This window comes from Paenibacillus sp. GCM10027628 (genome assembly GCF_042676385.1).
In the GTDB taxonomy this organism is placed as follows: domain Bacteria; phylum Bacillota; class Bacilli; order Paenibacillales; family NBRC-103111; genus Paenibacillus_E.
Map to the genome: position 1 here is coordinate 77,671 of NZ_JBHTHA010000029.1, position 16,358 is coordinate 94,028.

14 protein-coding genes are annotated in these 16,358 nt (G+C 47.1%); 11 read left to right on the forward strand and 3 right to left on the reverse strand.

Annotated elements, in window-relative coordinates:
- Positions 1-36 precede the first annotated feature (36 nt).
- Positions 37-933: a LysR family transcriptional regulator gene (locus ACFQZT_RS20460; protein ID WP_379302699.1), complete on the reverse strand. Its 897-nt coding sequence runs from the start codon at positions 931-933 to the stop codon at positions 37-39.
- A 265-nt stretch (positions 934-1,198) separates the two neighbouring features.
- Here ACFQZT_RS20460 and ACFQZT_RS20465 point away from each other — a divergent pair, with 265 nt between their 5' ends.
- From ACFQZT_RS20465 to sdhB, 3 genes are read left to right on the forward strand one after another with little or no spacing between them, the layout of a single operon-like run.
- Positions 1,199-1,858, forward strand: a complete 660-nt coding sequence (locus ACFQZT_RS20465; protein ID WP_379302700.1) for a succinate dehydrogenase cytochrome b558 subunit — start codon at positions 1,199-1,201, stop codon at positions 1,856-1,858.
- Between the two features lie 16 nt (positions 1,859-1,874).
- Positions 1,875-3,638, forward strand: coding sequence for a succinate dehydrogenase flavoprotein subunit (gene sdhA / locus ACFQZT_RS20470; protein ID WP_379302701.1), 1,764 nt, complete (start codon positions 1,875-1,877; stop codon positions 3,636-3,638).
- Between the two features lie 2 nt (positions 3,639-3,640).
- Positions 3,641-4,405: a succinate dehydrogenase iron-sulfur subunit gene (sdhB, locus tag ACFQZT_RS20475; protein ID WP_379302702.1), complete on the forward strand. Its 765-nt coding sequence runs from the start codon at positions 3,641-3,643 to the stop codon at positions 4,403-4,405.
- A 329-nt stretch (positions 4,406-4,734) separates the two neighbouring features.
- Here the strand turns inward: sdhB and ACFQZT_RS20480 are convergent, their stop codons facing one another.
- Positions 4,735-6,948 carry a DUF4434 domain-containing protein gene (locus tag ACFQZT_RS20480; RefSeq protein ID WP_379302703.1) on the reverse strand — a complete coding sequence of 738 codons (2,214 nt, stop codon included), beginning with the start codon at positions 6,946-6,948 and terminating at the stop codon, positions 4,735-4,737.
- A 357-nt stretch (positions 6,949-7,305) separates the two neighbouring features.
- On the opposite strand from ACFQZT_RS20480, the gene ACFQZT_RS20485 reads away from it, so the two are divergent.
- The 8 genes from ACFQZT_RS20485 to ACFQZT_RS20520 all read left to right on the forward strand — a co-directional run bounded on the left by ACFQZT_RS20485 (position 7,306) and on the right by ACFQZT_RS20520 (position 15,364).
- Positions 7,306-7,995: an N-acetylmannosamine-6-phosphate 2-epimerase gene (locus ACFQZT_RS20485; RefSeq protein WP_379302704.1), complete on the forward strand. Its 690-nt coding sequence runs from the start codon at positions 7,306-7,308 to the stop codon at positions 7,993-7,995.
- Between the two features lie 94 nt (positions 7,996-8,089).
- Positions 8,090-8,959 carry a MurR/RpiR family transcriptional regulator gene (locus ACFQZT_RS20490; RefSeq protein WP_379302705.1) on the forward strand — a complete coding sequence of 290 codons (870 nt, stop codon included), beginning with the start codon at positions 8,090-8,092 and terminating at the stop codon, positions 8,957-8,959.
- Positions 8,960-9,071: 112 nt separating this feature from the next.
- Positions 9,072-10,403: an ABC transporter substrate-binding protein gene (locus tag ACFQZT_RS20495; protein WP_379302706.1), complete on the forward strand. Its 1,332-nt coding sequence runs from the start codon at positions 9,072-9,074 to the stop codon at positions 10,401-10,403.
- An 86-nt stretch (positions 10,404-10,489) separates the two neighbouring features.
- Positions 10,490-11,389 carry a carbohydrate ABC transporter permease gene (locus ACFQZT_RS20500; protein WP_379302707.1) on the forward strand — a complete coding sequence of 300 codons (900 nt, stop codon included), beginning with the start codon at positions 10,490-10,492 and terminating at the stop codon, positions 11,387-11,389.
- Complete coding sequence (locus tag ACFQZT_RS20505) at positions 11,390-12,232, forward strand: carbohydrate ABC transporter permease (protein ID WP_379302708.1); 843 nt, start codon at positions 11,390-11,392, stop codon at positions 12,230-12,232.
- A 45-nt stretch (positions 12,233-12,277) separates the two neighbouring features.
- Positions 12,278-13,228, forward strand: coding sequence for a DUF4434 domain-containing protein (locus tag ACFQZT_RS20510; protein ID WP_379302709.1), 951 nt, complete (start codon positions 12,278-12,280; stop codon positions 13,226-13,228).
- A gap of 15 nt (positions 13,229-13,243) precedes the next feature.
- Positions 13,244-14,200 (forward strand): ROK family protein, encoded by a 957-nt coding sequence (locus tag ACFQZT_RS20515; RefSeq protein ID WP_379302710.1) that lies wholly within the window; start codon positions 13,244-13,246, stop codon positions 14,198-14,200.
- Positions 14,201-14,281: 81 nt separating this feature from the next.
- On the forward strand, positions 14,282-15,364 hold the full coding sequence (locus tag ACFQZT_RS20520) for a LacI family DNA-binding transcriptional regulator (protein WP_379302711.1): 1,083 nt from the start codon (positions 14,282-14,284) through the stop codon (positions 15,362-15,364).
- A 22-nt stretch (positions 15,365-15,386) separates the two neighbouring features.
- Here ACFQZT_RS20520 and ACFQZT_RS20525 read toward each other — a convergent pair whose 3' ends face one another.
- Positions 15,387-16,352, reverse strand: coding sequence for a cation diffusion facilitator family transporter (locus ACFQZT_RS20525; RefSeq protein WP_379302712.1), 966 nt, complete (start codon positions 16,350-16,352; stop codon positions 15,387-15,389).
- Positions 16,353-16,358: the final 6 nt, after the last annotated feature.

The window sequence follows — 16,358 nt, forward strand, 5'->3', positions numbered from 1 at the left end:
TCATGGCAAGCCTTTAATGGCGCCATGACTAGAGGTTTATTTATGGTTGGAAAAATAGTCAATCGCTTGTTCGATGAACTGCATGGCAGCGGGATGATCGGAGGTGCTCTCCGAATAGATGAGGGAGGTCGTCCTTTTCGTCTGCTCCAGCTCGACCAAATCGCGAAGAATCAACTCGTTGTTGCGTATCAAGTCCTCCCGTAAGTAGGATTTCGGCAGCAGTGTGGCTGTTTTGCATGTGGAAACCAGACGAATGATCGCCTCGAAGGAATCAATCTCCATTTGGACATTCGGAAAGGTGGAAAAGCGGTGAAACAGCTCATCCATGAGAACGCGATACCAGGTGCCTTTGGAAAAAAGGATCATGGGCAGTTCATTCAAATCTCGGATCGCTATGCGCGGACGATCAATATAAGGATGGCCGAGCGGCAGCACGAGACAAAGATGGTCATCAAATAAAGGCTCGCAATGCAGGCCTGAGGCATTGATAAGCGAGGCTACGATGCCGATGTCGACCTTTTTTTCTTTGACCATCGTGACGACTTCATGCGTTTTGCCTGTCAGCAGCTTGATCTCAGTGAGCGGATGATCCTTGACATAATCCGTAATCAGGTCGGGGAGCGTGGCTTGCAGGGTAGTTAGACTGGCGCCGATCGTCATGGAAACGTGATGGCCTGCGGCTTTGTAAGTTTGAATGGCTTGCTTGAATTTGCGTTCCAGATGGCGCAGCTCCAAGGCGTGGTCGTAACAAATTTGCCCGACTTTGGTCAACTCCAGCCGCTTCCCTTTGCGGATAAAAAGCTCAACCCCAAGTTCTTCTTCAAGTTTCATGACTTTGCGCGAGAGTGCGGGTTGTGACAAATTTAACAGTTGCGACGCTTTATTCAAGCTTGCCTGTTCGACAACAACAGCGAAGACATCCAACAATTCCACTTTCCGTCAACTCCTTACTTATCTATATGCATAATTGTTATAAGTGTATATAAAGAAACGGCACTTCCATTATAAGCGAGGAAGAGGTACGATGTATATGTCACTTCTTATTCACATTTTTTAGTCAATCTCGTATAATCGCTCACTGAATTGGCAAAATAGGCGTGGATGATTCTGGGTTGACGCTCGTTTGCGGCGAGAGTACAATGATATGTGGCTTGTCTGAAAATGTCGGATTTCATTATTTTAGGGGGGAATTGGTTCAATGACGGGTAATTCGTATTTCTTTCGAAAGATCCACTCTTTACTTGGCGTAATTCCAGTGGGCTTCTTTCTCATCGAGCATTTGCTCACGAACTATGAAGCAACAAAAGGGCATGGCGCTTTTGTGGATCAGATCAATTGGCTGAACGGGTTGCCGCTGGTTTTGTTTCTTGAAATCTTCGGTATCTGGATTCCGCTTCTTTATCATGCTGTTTATGGTCTGTATGTAGCGTACCAAGCTCGCAATAACGTGAGTCATTACGGCTACTTCCGCAATGTCATGTTCATGCTGCAACGCGTAACAGGCGTGATTACGTTCTTGTTTGTTGCATGGCACTTCTTTGAAACAAGATTTCAAGTGGCGATCGGCAAAGTGGAGCATGGACAGTTAGGCCTCACGATGCATGATATTGCAACGAATCCGGTCATGTTCACGATTTATGTCATCGGGATCGTTTCCGCCGTATTCCACTTTAGCAACGGCATGTGGTCGTTCTTAGTGAGCTGGGGGATTACGGTTGGCCCGCGTGCGCAGCGCATATCCACATACATTTGGATGGCTGTGTTCGTCGTGATGGCGATCATGTTTATTATGTCTTTGACCGCATTTACAGATTCTCAATTTCAGCAGCTTCCTGCAGAAGCGCATGCCGGGCATTAAGGGAGGGTGAACTATAGTGGCAAATTCGAAAATTATCGTCGTCGGCGGAGGCCTTGCGGGACTCATGGCGACAATCAAGGCAGCGGAGGCCGGAGTTCACGTACAGCTGTTCTCCTTGGTTCCGGTTAAGCGTTCGCACTCCGTATGCGCGCAAGGCGGCATCAACGGTGCGGTAAATACAAAAGGTGAAGGTGACTCCACATGGGAGCACTTTGATGATACGGTTTACGGTGGAGATTTCTTGGCGAACCAACCGCCGGTTAAAGCGCTTTGCGATGCGGCGCCTGGCATTATTCACTTGATGGACCGTATGGGCGTTATGTTCAATCGTACTCCGGAAGGTCTTCTTGATTTCCGCCGTTTTGGCGGAACGAAGTATCATCGTACGGCGTTCGCAGGCGCGACGACCGGACAACAATTGCTTTACGCGCTCGATGAGCAAGTGCGACGCTGGGAGACAGCAGGTCTCGTAACGAAGTTCGAGCACTGGGAATTCCTTGGCGCCGTCATCGATGAAGATGGCGTATGCCGTGGTATCGCGGCGCAAGATTTGCGCAGCATGGAAGTTCAAACTTTCCCGGCTGACGCGGTTATTTTGGCGACTGGCGGCCCTGGCATCATCTTCGGTAAAACGACAAACTCTGTAATCAATACGGGTACAGCGGCAAGTGCGGTTTACCAACAAGGCGTGAAATATGCGAACGGCGAAATGATTCAAATTCACCCGACAGCGATTCCCGGAGACGATAAGCTTCGCTTGATGTCCGAGTCTGCGCGCGGTGAAGGCGGACGGATCTGGACGTACAAAGACGGCAAGCCTTGGTACTTCCTCGAAGAGAAATATCCGGCTTACGGTAACTTGGTTCCTCGTGATATCGCGACTCGCGAAATCTTCTCTGTATGCGTGGATCAGAAGCTTGGCATTAATGGCGAGAACATGGTTTACCTGGATCTTTCCCATAAAGACCCTAAAGAGCTGGACGTTAAGCTCGGCGGTATTATGGAAATCTACGAGAAATTCATGGGCGACGACCCGCGCAAAATCCCTATGAAGATTTTCCCTGCGGTTCACTATTCGATGGGCGGTATGTGGGTCGACTATAACATGATGACGAACGTTCCTGGCTTATTCGCTGCCGGCGAGTGTGAATATCAGCATCATGGCGCCAATCGTTTGGGTGCGAACTCGCTCGTGTCTGCGATCTATGACGGCATGGTATCCGGTCCTAAAGCAGTTGAGTATATCCGTGGCTTGGAGAAGCATGCGGATGATACGTCTTCTACCATTTTTGACCGCGAGAAAAAACGCCATACCGATCGTTACGAGTCCCTGCTCAAAATGAACAGCGGTACCGAAAACGCGTATGTGCTGCATAAAGAGCTGGGTGACATGATGAATTCAAACATGACGGTAGTTCGTCACAACGACCGTCTGCAAGATACAATCAACCGTATTAAAGATCTGAAAGACCGCTACAAAAACATCAATATCACGGATACTGCTCGTTGGAACAACCAAGGCGTCGCTTTCACACGTCAGCTTTGGAACATGTTTGAGTTGGCGGAAGCGATGACGGTAGGCGCTTTACTGCGTAACGAAAGTCGTGGCGCGCACTACAAGCCTGAGTTCCCAGAGCGTGATGATGAGAACTTCATGAAAACGACGATCGCTGACTGGACGCCGGACGGCCCGAAAATCAGCTACGAAGATATCGATGTATCCTTGATTGCGCCACGGAAACGTGACTACTCCACGGATAAGAAAAAAGGAGGACATTAATCATGGCAGAGACACAAACCGCACAAAAAACAGTGAAGTTTATCGTGACTCGTCAAGAGAGTCCTGAATCCAAATCCTATACCGAAGAGTTCGAAATTCCGTACCGTCCGAATATGAACGTAATCAGCGCGCTCATGGAAGTTCAACGGAATCCGAAGAACGCCAAAGGCGATAAAACGACGCCGGTCTGTTGGGAATCCAACTGTCTGGAAGAAGTATGCGGCGCCTGCTCCATGGTTATCAACGGCAAGCCGCGGCAAGCTTGCTCGGCGTTGGTTGACAAATTGGAACAGCCAATCCGCGTTGCTCCAATGAGCACATTCCCGGTTATGCGTGACCTGGTCATCGACCGCGGACGCATGTTCAATGCTTTGAAAAAAGTGAAAGCATGGGTACCGATCGACGGAACCTACGATCTTGGTCCTGGTCCTCGTATGGCGGAGTCCAAGCGTCAATGGGCTTATGAGCTTTCCAAATGTATGACTTGCGGCGTTTGCTTGGAATCATGCCCGAACGTCAACGATAAGAACTCCTTTATCGGACCTGCGGCTATCTCCCAAGTACGTCTGTTCAATGCGCACCCTACAGGTGAGATGAACCAAGACGAGCGTTTGGACGCTTTGATGACGGATGGCGGTATCGAAGGCTGCGGTAACTCGCAAAACTGCGTACGCTCCTGTCCGAAAGGCATTCCGCTCACGACTTCCATCGCAGCGATGAACGCCGATACAACGAAACATTTGTTCAAAAAATGGTTAGGCGTGTAAGGTAAAAAGAATAAGCCCGATATCCTGTTCAACCACCAGGGTATCGGGCTTTTTTACTGGGCTGGGCGGAACCGGATGACCATGAGCTGAATAGAGAATAAGTTTCTTTATATTGCGAACATTATTCTTTAAATTGAGTATTATGGTCGTTCCTGCCATAAATCGGGTAGATATTGCGGTTGTTGAAAGGGATTTGTCATATCGAAGGCATGATCAGTAATACAGCATTAGAGCCCGCGGCCCGCGGGTTCTTTTTTGTCCAATGATCGTGATGTATGAAGGAAGTGGAAAAGCCCCCGAAGAGAGGGCTTTAAAAAAGTCATATTCAGTTATTGTTTGACCTGAACTTCATCGATAAATGTCCATGCGCTGCTGGCAGGCTCCACAGTTACTTTTACATATCGGCTTGTAACACTGGATAAATCAGTCAGTTTGTAGGTTTTGGTTTGATCGCTTGAACTGACGGCCGGTTTATTGACAACACCGATTGGCGTAAATGTAATGTTATCGCTGGATTGCGAGAACGTAACCGTCTTCGGCAATAAAATATAGACCGATTTTACTTGCAGGAAGTTGGCGGTTACTTCTTTGATGCTCTTGGAAGATCCTAAATCGATCGTGAATGAGTAGGTGCTGGCAGTGTTGCGGCCTTGCCATGCAGTATCCGAATAGGTTGTTGTGCCGAATATTCCGTTAGTTAACTCATTACCGCTATCCGGATAAGCAGCATCGGCTGACATCGTAGAAGTATATGTTTTGCCGGAGGCGAGATTCGTCGCATAATTAGCCCCGGCAGAGGTTGTTACGGAAACAGAAGAAGATTGTGCGGAGTTATTTCCCGCAGCATCGAACGCTTGCACTTGATAAGTATAAGAGGTGCTTGGGGTAAGCTGGGTGTCGGTGAAGCTGGTTGCATTCGTATAAGCGGTCCATACCAGTTCATTGTTTCTATAGATTTTGTAACCGACGACGCCGGTATTATCTGTTGAAGCTGTCCAACTTAGTTGATTGGTAATCGAATTGGTGGAGCTTCCTGAAAGGTTGGTTGGAGTGGTCGGTGCAGTCGCATCCAGGGAGCCGGATTGAACATAGTTTTTATAAGTTGTGTAATAGAGAGGATTTACCTGCTGCGGACTTATATAATGATTGAAGCTGAAACTTAAATAATTGGAGACATAAGGGCTGGCGGCATTCAGATCGGCAATTAACGTACTTTCGTCCATGGGTTTGAAATCCAAATTGAAGGTTTCGGCATCATCCCACAGAAGCATGGCCGGCAAGGCGTTATTAATTGCTGTTTTTGAAGCGGAAAACCATGCAGCCAACTGGCTGGTTACGGCGTGCCCGGCACCGACACCATCTTGAAGGGCGAATATATCGAGCGAGCTGTTCGGCAGGATATACTCCCACATGTTCTGCCAACCGGAGGTTGTCTGGCCACCTGCAGGGTTGAAAAATGGAGAAATCATCAAGGTTTTAGTGGAGGATTGCTGCTTGATATAGTTCCCTACGGTCTGGTAAAAGGTTTTTAATCGATCCCATTCTGTAGTCGTAGGGAAATTCCAGTTATCAACTTCGAAGGAGAGATAGAAGCCTTTTAAGGAAGCGTTAGTCCCATACTTAGTCCATAGGTCCCCGGCAAGCGTTTTGGCAATGTTCGCCTCGTTGGTCAGCCAAGTATTGTCATTCGCGTATTTGACGAACCAATCATCATTGAGCTGCAGGCCCAGATAAATATCGACGCCGTAGATATTCCCTTTGCTTAAAGCTTTGGCTACAACATCGTTGGTTGTATTCTGCGTGTATCCGGAAAGCGCGGTTGTAGGGTATACCGTGGTGTTAGTTTTACTGTTAGCTGTCCATTGCAAGACTAACTGGTTGATCCCGACATCTTTCATGTTCTGAAATTCGGTGTTCCACTGGGAATCCGTCCATTGGTCGGCCAGATCAGGCTGAAGAAAGGTTCCGTTTAATTTAGTTGCCGATGACAGCGGCGCAGGGGTGACCTCCCATTCGTCAATGAAAGACCATGTGCTGGCTGCGCTCGTCACCGTCATTTTTACATATCTCGCTGATATATCGGTTGCAGCTGAACAACTATAGGGAACAGATACCGTATCGACACCGGCTCCCTGTTGGGAGATCGAGCAGGCCGTTACCCAAGTGGAATTATCGGCAGATGAGCTGAATTGTACCTGGGTCGGAGTCTGAATAGTTGCTCCCGTGTATTTGAAGAAATCTGCTTTGAAATTTTTAAATGTTTGCGGAGCGCCTAAATCGACTGTAAAGTTGTAGCTTGTCACATTGAACCTGCCTTGCCATGCTGCATCTGATAGAAGCGCTGAAGCATACACGCCATCGGTCAGTTCCTTGCTGTTCGTGTCCGGATAGCTGGCATTCGCCGCTGAAGAAGAAGTATAGGCTTTGCCGAGTAATACATTCGTGCTTGCTGCATAGGACAGCTGAGAGCTTAATCCAGGGAAGATGAACAATGAGAACGCTAAAGTGAATAATAAAGAAATGGAAATAAGGCGTTGTTTCATAAATGAACCTCCTCAATTCATAGTTTAGTGCGTGACTTCAACGATCAGATTGGGCGGCATCGGTAAAGACATTGAATGCTTTTCTTCGGGAAACATTCCTCCTTTGCAGCTTAAAATGACGTCATGGAATAATCCTTCTTAATTATAAAAATAAAAGGAAAAATCCACCACGAATTAAGAGTATGACCTTTTATTTACGCTGTCAATGCCTTTTATTAGAAAAAAATGACTTTACAGGTGGTTAGGATCATCATATAATTGGAGGAAATAACCACCAAAAATAATTTAAAAGGAGATAAAATCCATTATTGACACTATGATTACGATCTCAACTCAACATGCTAGGAAGTGTTTGGAATGACAAAAAATTTTCAACTGCAAGATTTGAAAGGAAAGCTCATCGTATCTTGTCAGGCATTTCCGGGCGAAGCGCTATATGGAAGCGACATGATGTGCAGAATGGCGATCGCCGCCAAAGATGGGGGGGCATTAGGCATTCGCGCTAATTCTCCTGAGGATATCGCTGCGATTACGAGCGTGGTAGATTTGCCGGTAATCGGATTGTGGAAACAAAATTATTCCGATTCTGACGTGTACATTACGCCTACGTTTGCTGATGTCGAGAAGGTTGTGCAAGCAGGTGCAAGTATTGTGGCGATGGATGCTACATCGAGATCAAGACCCAATGGGGAAACCCTTGAGGATATTGTAAAGAAGGTGAGGTCGAAGTATACCCGATTGCTCATGGCCGATATTTCAACCATTGAGGAAGGTATTGAAGCCTATAAGCTTGGCTTTGATATGGTTTCTACGACATTGTCAGGGTACACGCCTTATAGCGTTCAATCGGAGGAACCGGATTTTGAACTTGTCGCCAATCTGGCCGCGAGGCTGCCTATTCCCGTATTTGCAGAGGGACGCATTCAGACGCCCGAACAAACACGCCGATTATTAGAGATAGGCGCATTCGCCGTTGTGATAGGAGGTGCAATCACCAGACCGCAAGCGATTACCCAAAGATTCGTGAGCAAAATGAATGAGAGGTAAACGCACAGTTGGTTAGCCTGCTTGTTTTGGTGGAAGATTCCATCTATACTTGTCTGTAAAATGAAGATTTCTTCCAAGTAGGAGGCATCAACTCGTGTCTAATTTCGGTAAATCGCAAGAAGGATCCAATACATTGCTTGTCATTACTAGCATTTATCAATCATTAACGCGTACGGAACAAAAAATTGCCGACATCATCTCCCAGGACCCGGAAATGGTCGTCTATGGGACACTGACAGATCTGGCTGAAAAAGCTGGAGTAGGCGACACGTCTGTGCTTCGACTTTGCCGTAAGCTTGGTTTCAAAGGCTATCAAGAATTCAAGCTTTCGCTGGCGCAGGATTTAGTGAATCCGGTCAAAAGCGTGCACAGTGAGATTGAAGAAGGCGATGATCTTGCGACGATTGCCAGTAAAATAACCGCTGAGAACAAAGCGTTTTTGGAGAATACGCTGGCTTTGCTCGATATGCGCGAATTGCAAAAGACGATGGAGGCCATCGAGAAAGCAAACAAGATTTATTTTATCGGTGTCGGATCTTCCGCGAATACGGCGGCAGACGCCAAATATCGGTTTATGCGTCTTGGTTTTAACTCTGAATTGGTTACGGACTCCCACGTCATGGCGATGACGGCGATGCTGATGACCAAACAAGATGTCGTATTTGCCGTCTCCACTTCGGGCAGCACCAAGGATTTGGTAGACACAGTTCGTTTGGCGAAGCAAAACGGCGTATTCTTCGTTTGCTTGACGAGCCACGCCAAGTCGCCGATTACTCAGTATGCAGACGCGGTTTTGCTCTCATGCTCCAAAGAGAATCCTCTTCAAGGAGGCGCTTTTAGATCAAAAATCACACAGATTCATGTACTCGATATTCTTACAACGGCTATGGCTATGCATTGTAAAGAAAAGGCCTATCAGGCTATTGAACTTACTTCCAAAGCAGTAAGCGATAAACTTTATTAATGTTTATTGCGCCCATTTTTGGCGGATTAATCCACCGAAATGAAAGTGAATTGTGGAATTAATATTCTAATTATTCCTATTATTGGTTGAAAACAAAATTGGAGGGTTGAATATGACAAAAAGAGCTTGGAAAAACACGTCCTTATTCGTTTTAGCAACACTAGTGGCCGGGACTTCATTGGTTGGCTGTTCTGCGAGTAATGAGGCCGCTTCGACGGCCAGCCCGACGAAAGCTGTAAGTGCGGATGCGCCAAAAAAAGAGAAGTCGGAAGTGAACTTCTGGTATCTGTGGAATGGTAAAGAAGCTGAAAACGTTGAAAAACTGATTGCGGAGTTCAATGCGAGCCAAGATAAATATACGGTGAAAGGCTTGTCGGTACCGGATGTACAGAAGATCATCGTTGCACTTTCCAGCGGAAGCGGGCCGGATATTACCGATAATTTCAGCTCGAATACAGCCTCCTACGCAGAAAAAGGTATTAGTGAACCTTTGGATGAATATATCAAAAAGGACAACTTTGATACGTCGGATTTCGTTCCTGGCGCATTGCAAAGCGGTCAATACAAAGGCAAAACCTATGCGCTTCCTATTAACGTTAACTTCAATCTGATGTTCTATAACAAAAAACTGTTTGCAGAGGCGGGACTCACCGCTCCGCCAAAAACAGATAAAGAATTATTGGAATATTCGATTAAATTGACGAAAGTAAATGCGGATAAAACGATCAGCGTGCTAGGTTTCCCGGACTTCCCTCTGATCTATTATGTGAACCCGATGAGCTTCGCACTGGGAGGCAGCTTCATCGCTCCGGACGGCAAATTGACGCCGGATAATCCCGGAACGCTTGCGGCCATCCAATTGATGAAATCATACCGCGATAAATTCGGCGTAGACAATATTACGAAATTCAACTCGTCCGCCAAATACTTGGATGCTACCGATCCATTCATCTCCGGCAAGCAAGCCATTCGATTTGATGGACCTTGGTTTGGTAATACCGTGAAAAACGGTTTGAAAATCGAAGGTCTTGATTACGGTATCGCGCCGCTCCCAGCTCCGGAAGGCAAACCGGAAATGGCGGGTGGTGGCGAGATCAGCGCATCTACATTCTTTATCGCCAAGAACTCGAAGAACAAAGAAGGGGGATGGGCATTCATCAGTTGGTTGTTGTCTAAACAAGGTATGACGAAATTCAACAGCATGTTCGGTAATCTGCCTGCAAGAACTTCCGTTTATGATGATCCGACTCTGCAAAGCATTCCCGACTTCAAAATCTTTGCCGATGCAGCCAAAAACAAGAACCTGAAAGCTTTCCCAGCGGTTCCGGTGCAAACGGAATATACCAAATTAATCGGCGATCAATTTGAGCTGGCGGTCAATGGGAAGAAATCCCCGGAGGAAGCCCTCAAAGAAGCGAGTGACAAAGCGAATAGCTTAAAATAAGGAAGCCAACTCGTCAGAAAACCCCGCCTCCTGCAGGCGGGGTACTTTCAAGCGATGACGTTGTTTCCGCAACATGGGGGCTTAATATGAAAAATAATACGGTCAAAGGATTGTTATTTGCAAGTCCATGGTTACTTGGTTTTATCTGTTTGACCCTATATCCGATTCTTCTCTCCTTTTACTATGGATTTACCGAGTTTAATGCTTTTCAACCTCCGAAGTTCGTCGGGATGAAAAATTACAACGAGCTGTTTCACGACGATTTGTTTTGGAAGAGTTTGAGAAATACGTTCTATATTACCGTGATCGGAACCCCGATCAACCTAGTTTTCGCTCTGTTTATTGCGATGCTGCTTAATATGAAGGTCAAGGGGATGGCCCTGTACCGGACTGTATTTTATATTCCGACGATTGTGCCGCTCGCAGCCTCCACGTTACTGTGGATATGGATTTTGAACGGGCAATATGGATTGTTGAACACACTATTAACCAAACTTGGACTCTATGCGCCTAGCTGGCTTGGCGATCCTATCTATACGAAACCTTCGTTGCTCATCATGGGCGTGTGGGCGGTCGGTAATGTCATTGTGATATTCCTAGCCTCGCTTCAGGATGTGCCGGCGTCCTTATATGAATCGGCGGAAATTGACGGCGCAAGTTTAACCGGGAAGTTCACTCATATCACGCTTCCAACCATTTCGCCTATCATTCTTTTCCAACTGATTATGCAGGTTATTAACGGTTTCCAGTATTTCACGCAAGCTTATTTTATTATTGAAAGCTCAGGGAATTTGAATAATAGCTCCATCGGCGGACCGGAAAATTCTCTGCTCGTATACGCCGTTTATTTATACCACAGTGCCTTTTATTATTTGAAAATGGGCAAGGCTTCGGCCATGGCATGGCTGATGTTTGTGCTCATTGGTTTGGTCACCTGGATTATTTTCAAATCATCCAAAAAATGGGTTACCTACGGGGGTGAATAAATGACGACGAGATTGTTGGCAAGAACGTTCAGTAAGACGATACTCCCCCAGGCGGTATTAATCGTGCTCGGCATCATTTTTGCGATTCCATTCCTATGGCTGATCGCGACTTCCATGAAGTCCTTAAATGAAATTTCGCAAACGACACTGTCCATCATTCCACAGCGCATTCATTGGGATAACTACTCAAGGGTATTCGAACGAATTCCTTATCTGCGATATACGATGAATACGCTTTTTGTCAGCGTGCTTAGCGTCATCGGGCAGCTGATTTCCTCTTCATTAGTGGCTTATTCCATTTCGAAAATCGAGTGGAAAGGGAGAAATTTGATTTTTCCCATAATCATTGCAACCATGCTGCTGCCTTTTCAAGTCACCATGATTCCTCTTTATGTCATCTTCCAGAAGCTTCATCTCGTAGGGTCGTACTGGCCGCTTATCATACCGACATTTACCGGCGCTCCTTTTTATATTTTCATGCTTCGCCAATTTTTTATGACTTTACCCGATTCTTTAATTCATGCGGCAAGAATAGATGGGGCCAACGAAGCCACCATTTTCACGCGTATTGTGCTTCCGCTTTGCAAGCCCGCTTTAGCGGCAGTGGCTATTTTCACATTTCTTAGCACGTGGTCTGACTTCTTGGGGCCTTTAATCTATTTGAACAATAATAAAATGTATACGTTGACCCTAGGCTTGCAAGCATTTATGGCGGAGCACTATGTGGAATGGGACCTGCTTATGGCTGCTTCCGTTATGTTTACTTTGCCGATTATCATCTTGTTCTTTTTTGCTCAAAAATACTTTATCGAGGGCATTACGTTAACTGGAATCAAAGCCTAGAAAGCGATTTTCCGACTATTATGCTACCGAAATGAGGAGTCCGCAATGTCAAATACAAACATCCTGCCTATTTCCGGAACGTGGTTCGATTTTCATCATCCTAACCCGTATGAAGGAGATTACTGGAATTCCACAACGGACCAATTCACAGCCGGAGATTGGGAATTGAAAATATCGGAGATGGTGGATGCCGGCATGGATACGCTGATCTTGATGTCGGTCGCCCTGCACGGGAAAACGTTTTATCCTTCCGACGTAATCAAATATAGATGGAACTTGATTTGTCCCGATCCTTTGGAGGCCGTGCTAAAAGTAGCAGACCGATTGGATGTCGCTGTATTTATTGGGCTTGGTTTCTTCAATACGCCGATCTTGCACACATTTGGCAGCGACGGGGATAAGACAACTTTGCGATACGATGTTGCCGTCGAACTTTCAGAGAGATACGGTCATCATCGTTCTTTTAAGGGTTGGTATTTTCCGGTCGAGGCTGCGATCGAGGAATATTTTCCGGAGTCATATTTGGAATATGTGAATACGTTATCCAAACATTGCCGTAAGCTCGGGCCGGAGAAAATCATGATTGCTCCATACGGTACGCGTACGATTCGTGCGGATAGTAAATTTGTGGAACAATTAAAGGCGCTTGAAGTGGATTATATCGCATACCAGGACGAAGTCGGAGTAGCCAAAACGATGGTGTCCGAGTTGGATGGCATTTATGCAGGACTGCGAGAAGCGCATGATAAAGCGGGCATACCGCTCTGGGCCGATGTGGAAATCTTTAAATTTCACGGAAAGGTACTGTTACCGGCGCCATTCGAGCGGGTCAAAGGACAACTGGAGGTTGCCTCCAAATATGTCGATAAAATATGCTGCTATCAGTATTTAGGCATGATGAATAAACCGGATAGCCCTGTGCACGCTGGGCATCCGACTTCACCGAAGCTTTACCGGGACTATATGGAATTCATTCAGTCGGTTCGAACAAAGTGAGGTGAGGAGAGCGGGATGAATCGCAGAGGGGTCATAGGCATTGATATTGGCGGAACGAACATTAAAGCGGGGATTGTCGACACCGATGGGCACGTGGTTCATAAAGAGACGATTCCCACAGAAGCACGAGCCGGCAAAGAGGCACTGCTTACGAAAATTGAGAGTCTGATCGATTCGTTTCGGGCGCAGGCCCCGTCTCTTGGCATTGAAGTATCCGGCGTCGGTATCGGCACTGCGGGTTATGTGAATCGGGAAGGCGTTATCGGTACGGCTACGGAAAACCTGCCGGGTTGGAGCGGAACCCGTTTAAAGGAAGTCATTGAACAACAAATCCAGTTGCCTGTTCGTGTAGATAACGACGTGAACGCTATGGCTCTGGGCGAGGTTTGGCTTGGTGCAGGAAGGCCATGGGATCACTTTTTGTGTGTGGCGCTAGGCACAGGCGTAGGCGGTTGCTTAATTGAGAATAAGCGGCCATATCGCGGCCGAAGCGGCTATGCGGGCGGGTACGGCCATCAGGTGATTGAAATTCAAGGACATCCGTGCACTTGCGGTCTTCGGGGGTGCTGGGAGCAATACGCTTCCGTTACTGCGCTTAAACGCATGAGTGGCGAAATGGGAGAGGAAGCGGAGATCGCTCAGCAATCACCGGAACGTTTATTTGCTATGGCAAGGGAGGGGCATCTAGTTGCTCTCCAGATCGTTGAACGATACGCCGATTATATCGCTATAGGACTGGCAAACCTGATCCATATATTTAACCCGCCTGCGATAGTCATTGGCGGTGCGGTAACGGCTCAGGGCGAGTTTTTATTCGAACGAATCCGTAAATATGTGAGCATGCATACATTGAATGTGTATGTTGAAAATCCTGAGCTGCCTATTGTTCCGGCCATTCTTGGCGACATGGCGGGAATGATTGGATCGGCGAGATTGGCATTGGATGCAGTTGTTGATAGAAGGAATGAGTAGAATGGAGGAAAAATTTGACGAAGGAATTGCTTATCGATAAAATGAGTTAAAGCGTTTTATGAAGGATAATGAGGGAAGCGAATGAGTAAAAACAAACAGCCGACGATCATTGACGTAGCCAAGGAAGCCGGCGTTTCGATCGCTACCGTATCGAATGTGATCAATCGGAGGAAGGTGCCGATGGCGCAAGAGACCATACGGAAAGTGGAGGAAGCCGTGAATCTGCTTGGCTACCGCCGCAATGTCATGGCTACGAACCTAAGCCGACGCCGTTCCTATGAGCTGGGTCTCATCATCCCGCATTTTGGCGGCTACTACGGCCGGTTCGCGGAGATGCTGGAGCAGAAGGTGCATCGTTTCGGCTATCATTTATCTATTTTTTCGGCAGCCGGGATGAACCCGGAGATCGAGCGGCGTCATTTGGAGCTGTTGCTGCAGCGTAGAGTGGACGGGCTTGTGAGCCACGGGTTGGCGATGAGTATGGAATCTACCCGGCATATCGTCGGGGTGGGGACGCCGCTTGTGATTTTCAACGGCTGGGGCTGGCCGAGCGATATCGTCAAGCTGGCAGTTAATCTGGATTTTGCGAAAGCTTCCTATGAAGCTGTGCGTCATTTTCATGAAAACGGCTGCCGTTCCATCGTGTATGCAGGCAGACGTAAAGGACTAGGCGCGAATGAACAGCGCATTCAAGGGTTTACAACCGGTATTCAGCACTATGCCAAGGATACGGTGCATGCCATCTTGGATGCGGGTGAACTAGGCATCGAGGGTACGCTTGATGAAGCGCTGAAGCTTAGCGGCGAGCAGAAGCCGCTTGGTATTTATACGTTCAACGATGCACTGGCGTTGGAGATATTGGCGGTATGTCACGCTCGCGGTATCCGGGTGCCAGAGGATGTTCAATTGATCGGCATGGACAATGAGCTGTATTCGAAAGCCAGTTTTCCGGCGATCACGAGCTTCGATATGCCGGTAGAGCTGCAAACCAGCCTTGTTGCGGCCTTCCTCATGAAGCAGATTGGTGAAGAGCTGGATGAAGAAACAACTCAACTGCTCGATGCGCATATAGCGCAAATAGAGGGGCATGAGCTGCTCATTGATCTTAAGATGATGGCTCGTCCATCTACAGCGAATGCAGAAAGACCGTTACGCTCAGTCTAGATGAGCTAACGGTCTTTTTAACTTAAGTGAAAAGCACCCCGCGCTTTTCCTCCTCTTTATGCTTCAAAAACTCTTTGCCGTACTCGCCATGCGGATTAATATTGGCATGCTCAACCTGTATCGTGGAGTGTGCGATGCCATATTTGTTTTTCAATGTTTCATTAACAGCGAGAATGACGCAGAACGGTTGAATATTCGGATCGATGAAGACATGGGCCGTCAGCGAGTAGTGATCGGTAGAAACGGACCATAAATGCATTTCATGTACGTCCTCGACACCTTCGACGCGTCTGATCGCCGACCGGATTTCATCAAGGTTGAAGTGCTCGGGCACGGATTCCATAAGAATCAAATACGATTCGCGAATGATTTTGCTGCCGCCGGTGAAAATAATGCCGCCGATAACCATACTGATCAGAGGATCGAACCAGAGCAGATCCGTGTAATAAATAATAATCGAAGAAACGATAACGCCAACCGAGCTGAGCAAATCACCGAAGAAGTGCCATAGTGCGCTTTTCACATTCAAATTGTCTTCTTCTTTGACACTGTGCTGAAGCACCAAAGTGAGTACCAGATTGACGATGAAACCAATGGATGCGATGCCCAGCATAAGACCTAGCTGAATGGGTTGAGGATGAATGATCCGCTGAATCCCTTCAATAAAGATGCCCAGCGCAATCACGCAGAGCGCTAAACCATTTAAGAAAGAAGCAATAATTTCAAACCGCAAAAATCCGAACGTAAATCGGGCATTGGGCTGCCGTGTCGCCAGATGCAGGGCGATCATGCTCAGCCCTAATGCGATGACATCGGATATCATATGCGCCGAATCCGACAGCAGAGCAAGTGAATTCGAGAGGATCCCCCCGACGATTTCTACAGAAGTGAAGAAAGCCGTCAATATTAGGGTCACCCATAAAGTTCTTCTAGATTTACTTTGTTCTTTGACGTGATGGAGATGGTGATAGTCGTATTCCATGGCCATATGCGC

Coding starts and splice junctions, on each gene's coding strand:
- ACFQZT_RS20465 (WP_379302700.1), top strand. CDS start 1,199: ATGACGGGTAATTCGTATTTCTTTCGAAAGATCCACTCTTTACTTGGC.
- sdhB (WP_379302702.1), top strand. CDS start 3,641: ATGGCAGAGACACAAACCGCACAAAAAACAGTGAAGTTTATCGTGACT.
- ACFQZT_RS20480 (WP_379302703.1), bottom strand. CDS start 6,948: ATGAAACAACGCCTTATTTCCATTTCTTTATTATTCACTTTAGCGTTC.
- ACFQZT_RS20485 (WP_379302704.1), top strand. CDS start 7,306: ATGACAAAAAATTTTCAACTGCAAGATTTGAAAGGAAAGCTCATCGTA.
- ACFQZT_RS20495 (WP_379302706.1), top strand. CDS start 9,072: ATGACAAAAAGAGCTTGGAAAAACACGTCCTTATTCGTTTTAGCAACA.
- ACFQZT_RS20500 (WP_379302707.1), top strand. CDS start 10,490: ATGAAAAATAATACGGTCAAAGGATTGTTATTTGCAAGTCCATGGTTA.
- ACFQZT_RS20505 (WP_379302708.1), top strand. CDS start 11,390: ATGACGACGAGATTGTTGGCAAGAACGTTCAGTAAGACGATACTCCCC.
- ACFQZT_RS20510 (WP_379302709.1), top strand. CDS start 12,278: ATGTCAAATACAAACATCCTGCCTATTTCCGGAACGTGGTTCGATTTT.
- ACFQZT_RS20515 (WP_379302710.1), top strand. CDS start 13,244: ATGAATCGCAGAGGGGTCATAGGCATTGATATTGGCGGAACGAACATT.
- ACFQZT_RS20520 (WP_379302711.1), top strand. CDS start 14,282: ATGAGTAAAAACAAACAGCCGACGATCATTGACGTAGCCAAGGAAGCC.
- ACFQZT_RS20525 (WP_379302712.1), bottom strand. CDS start 16,352: ATGGCCATGGAATACGACTATCACCATCTCCATCACGTCAAAGAACAA.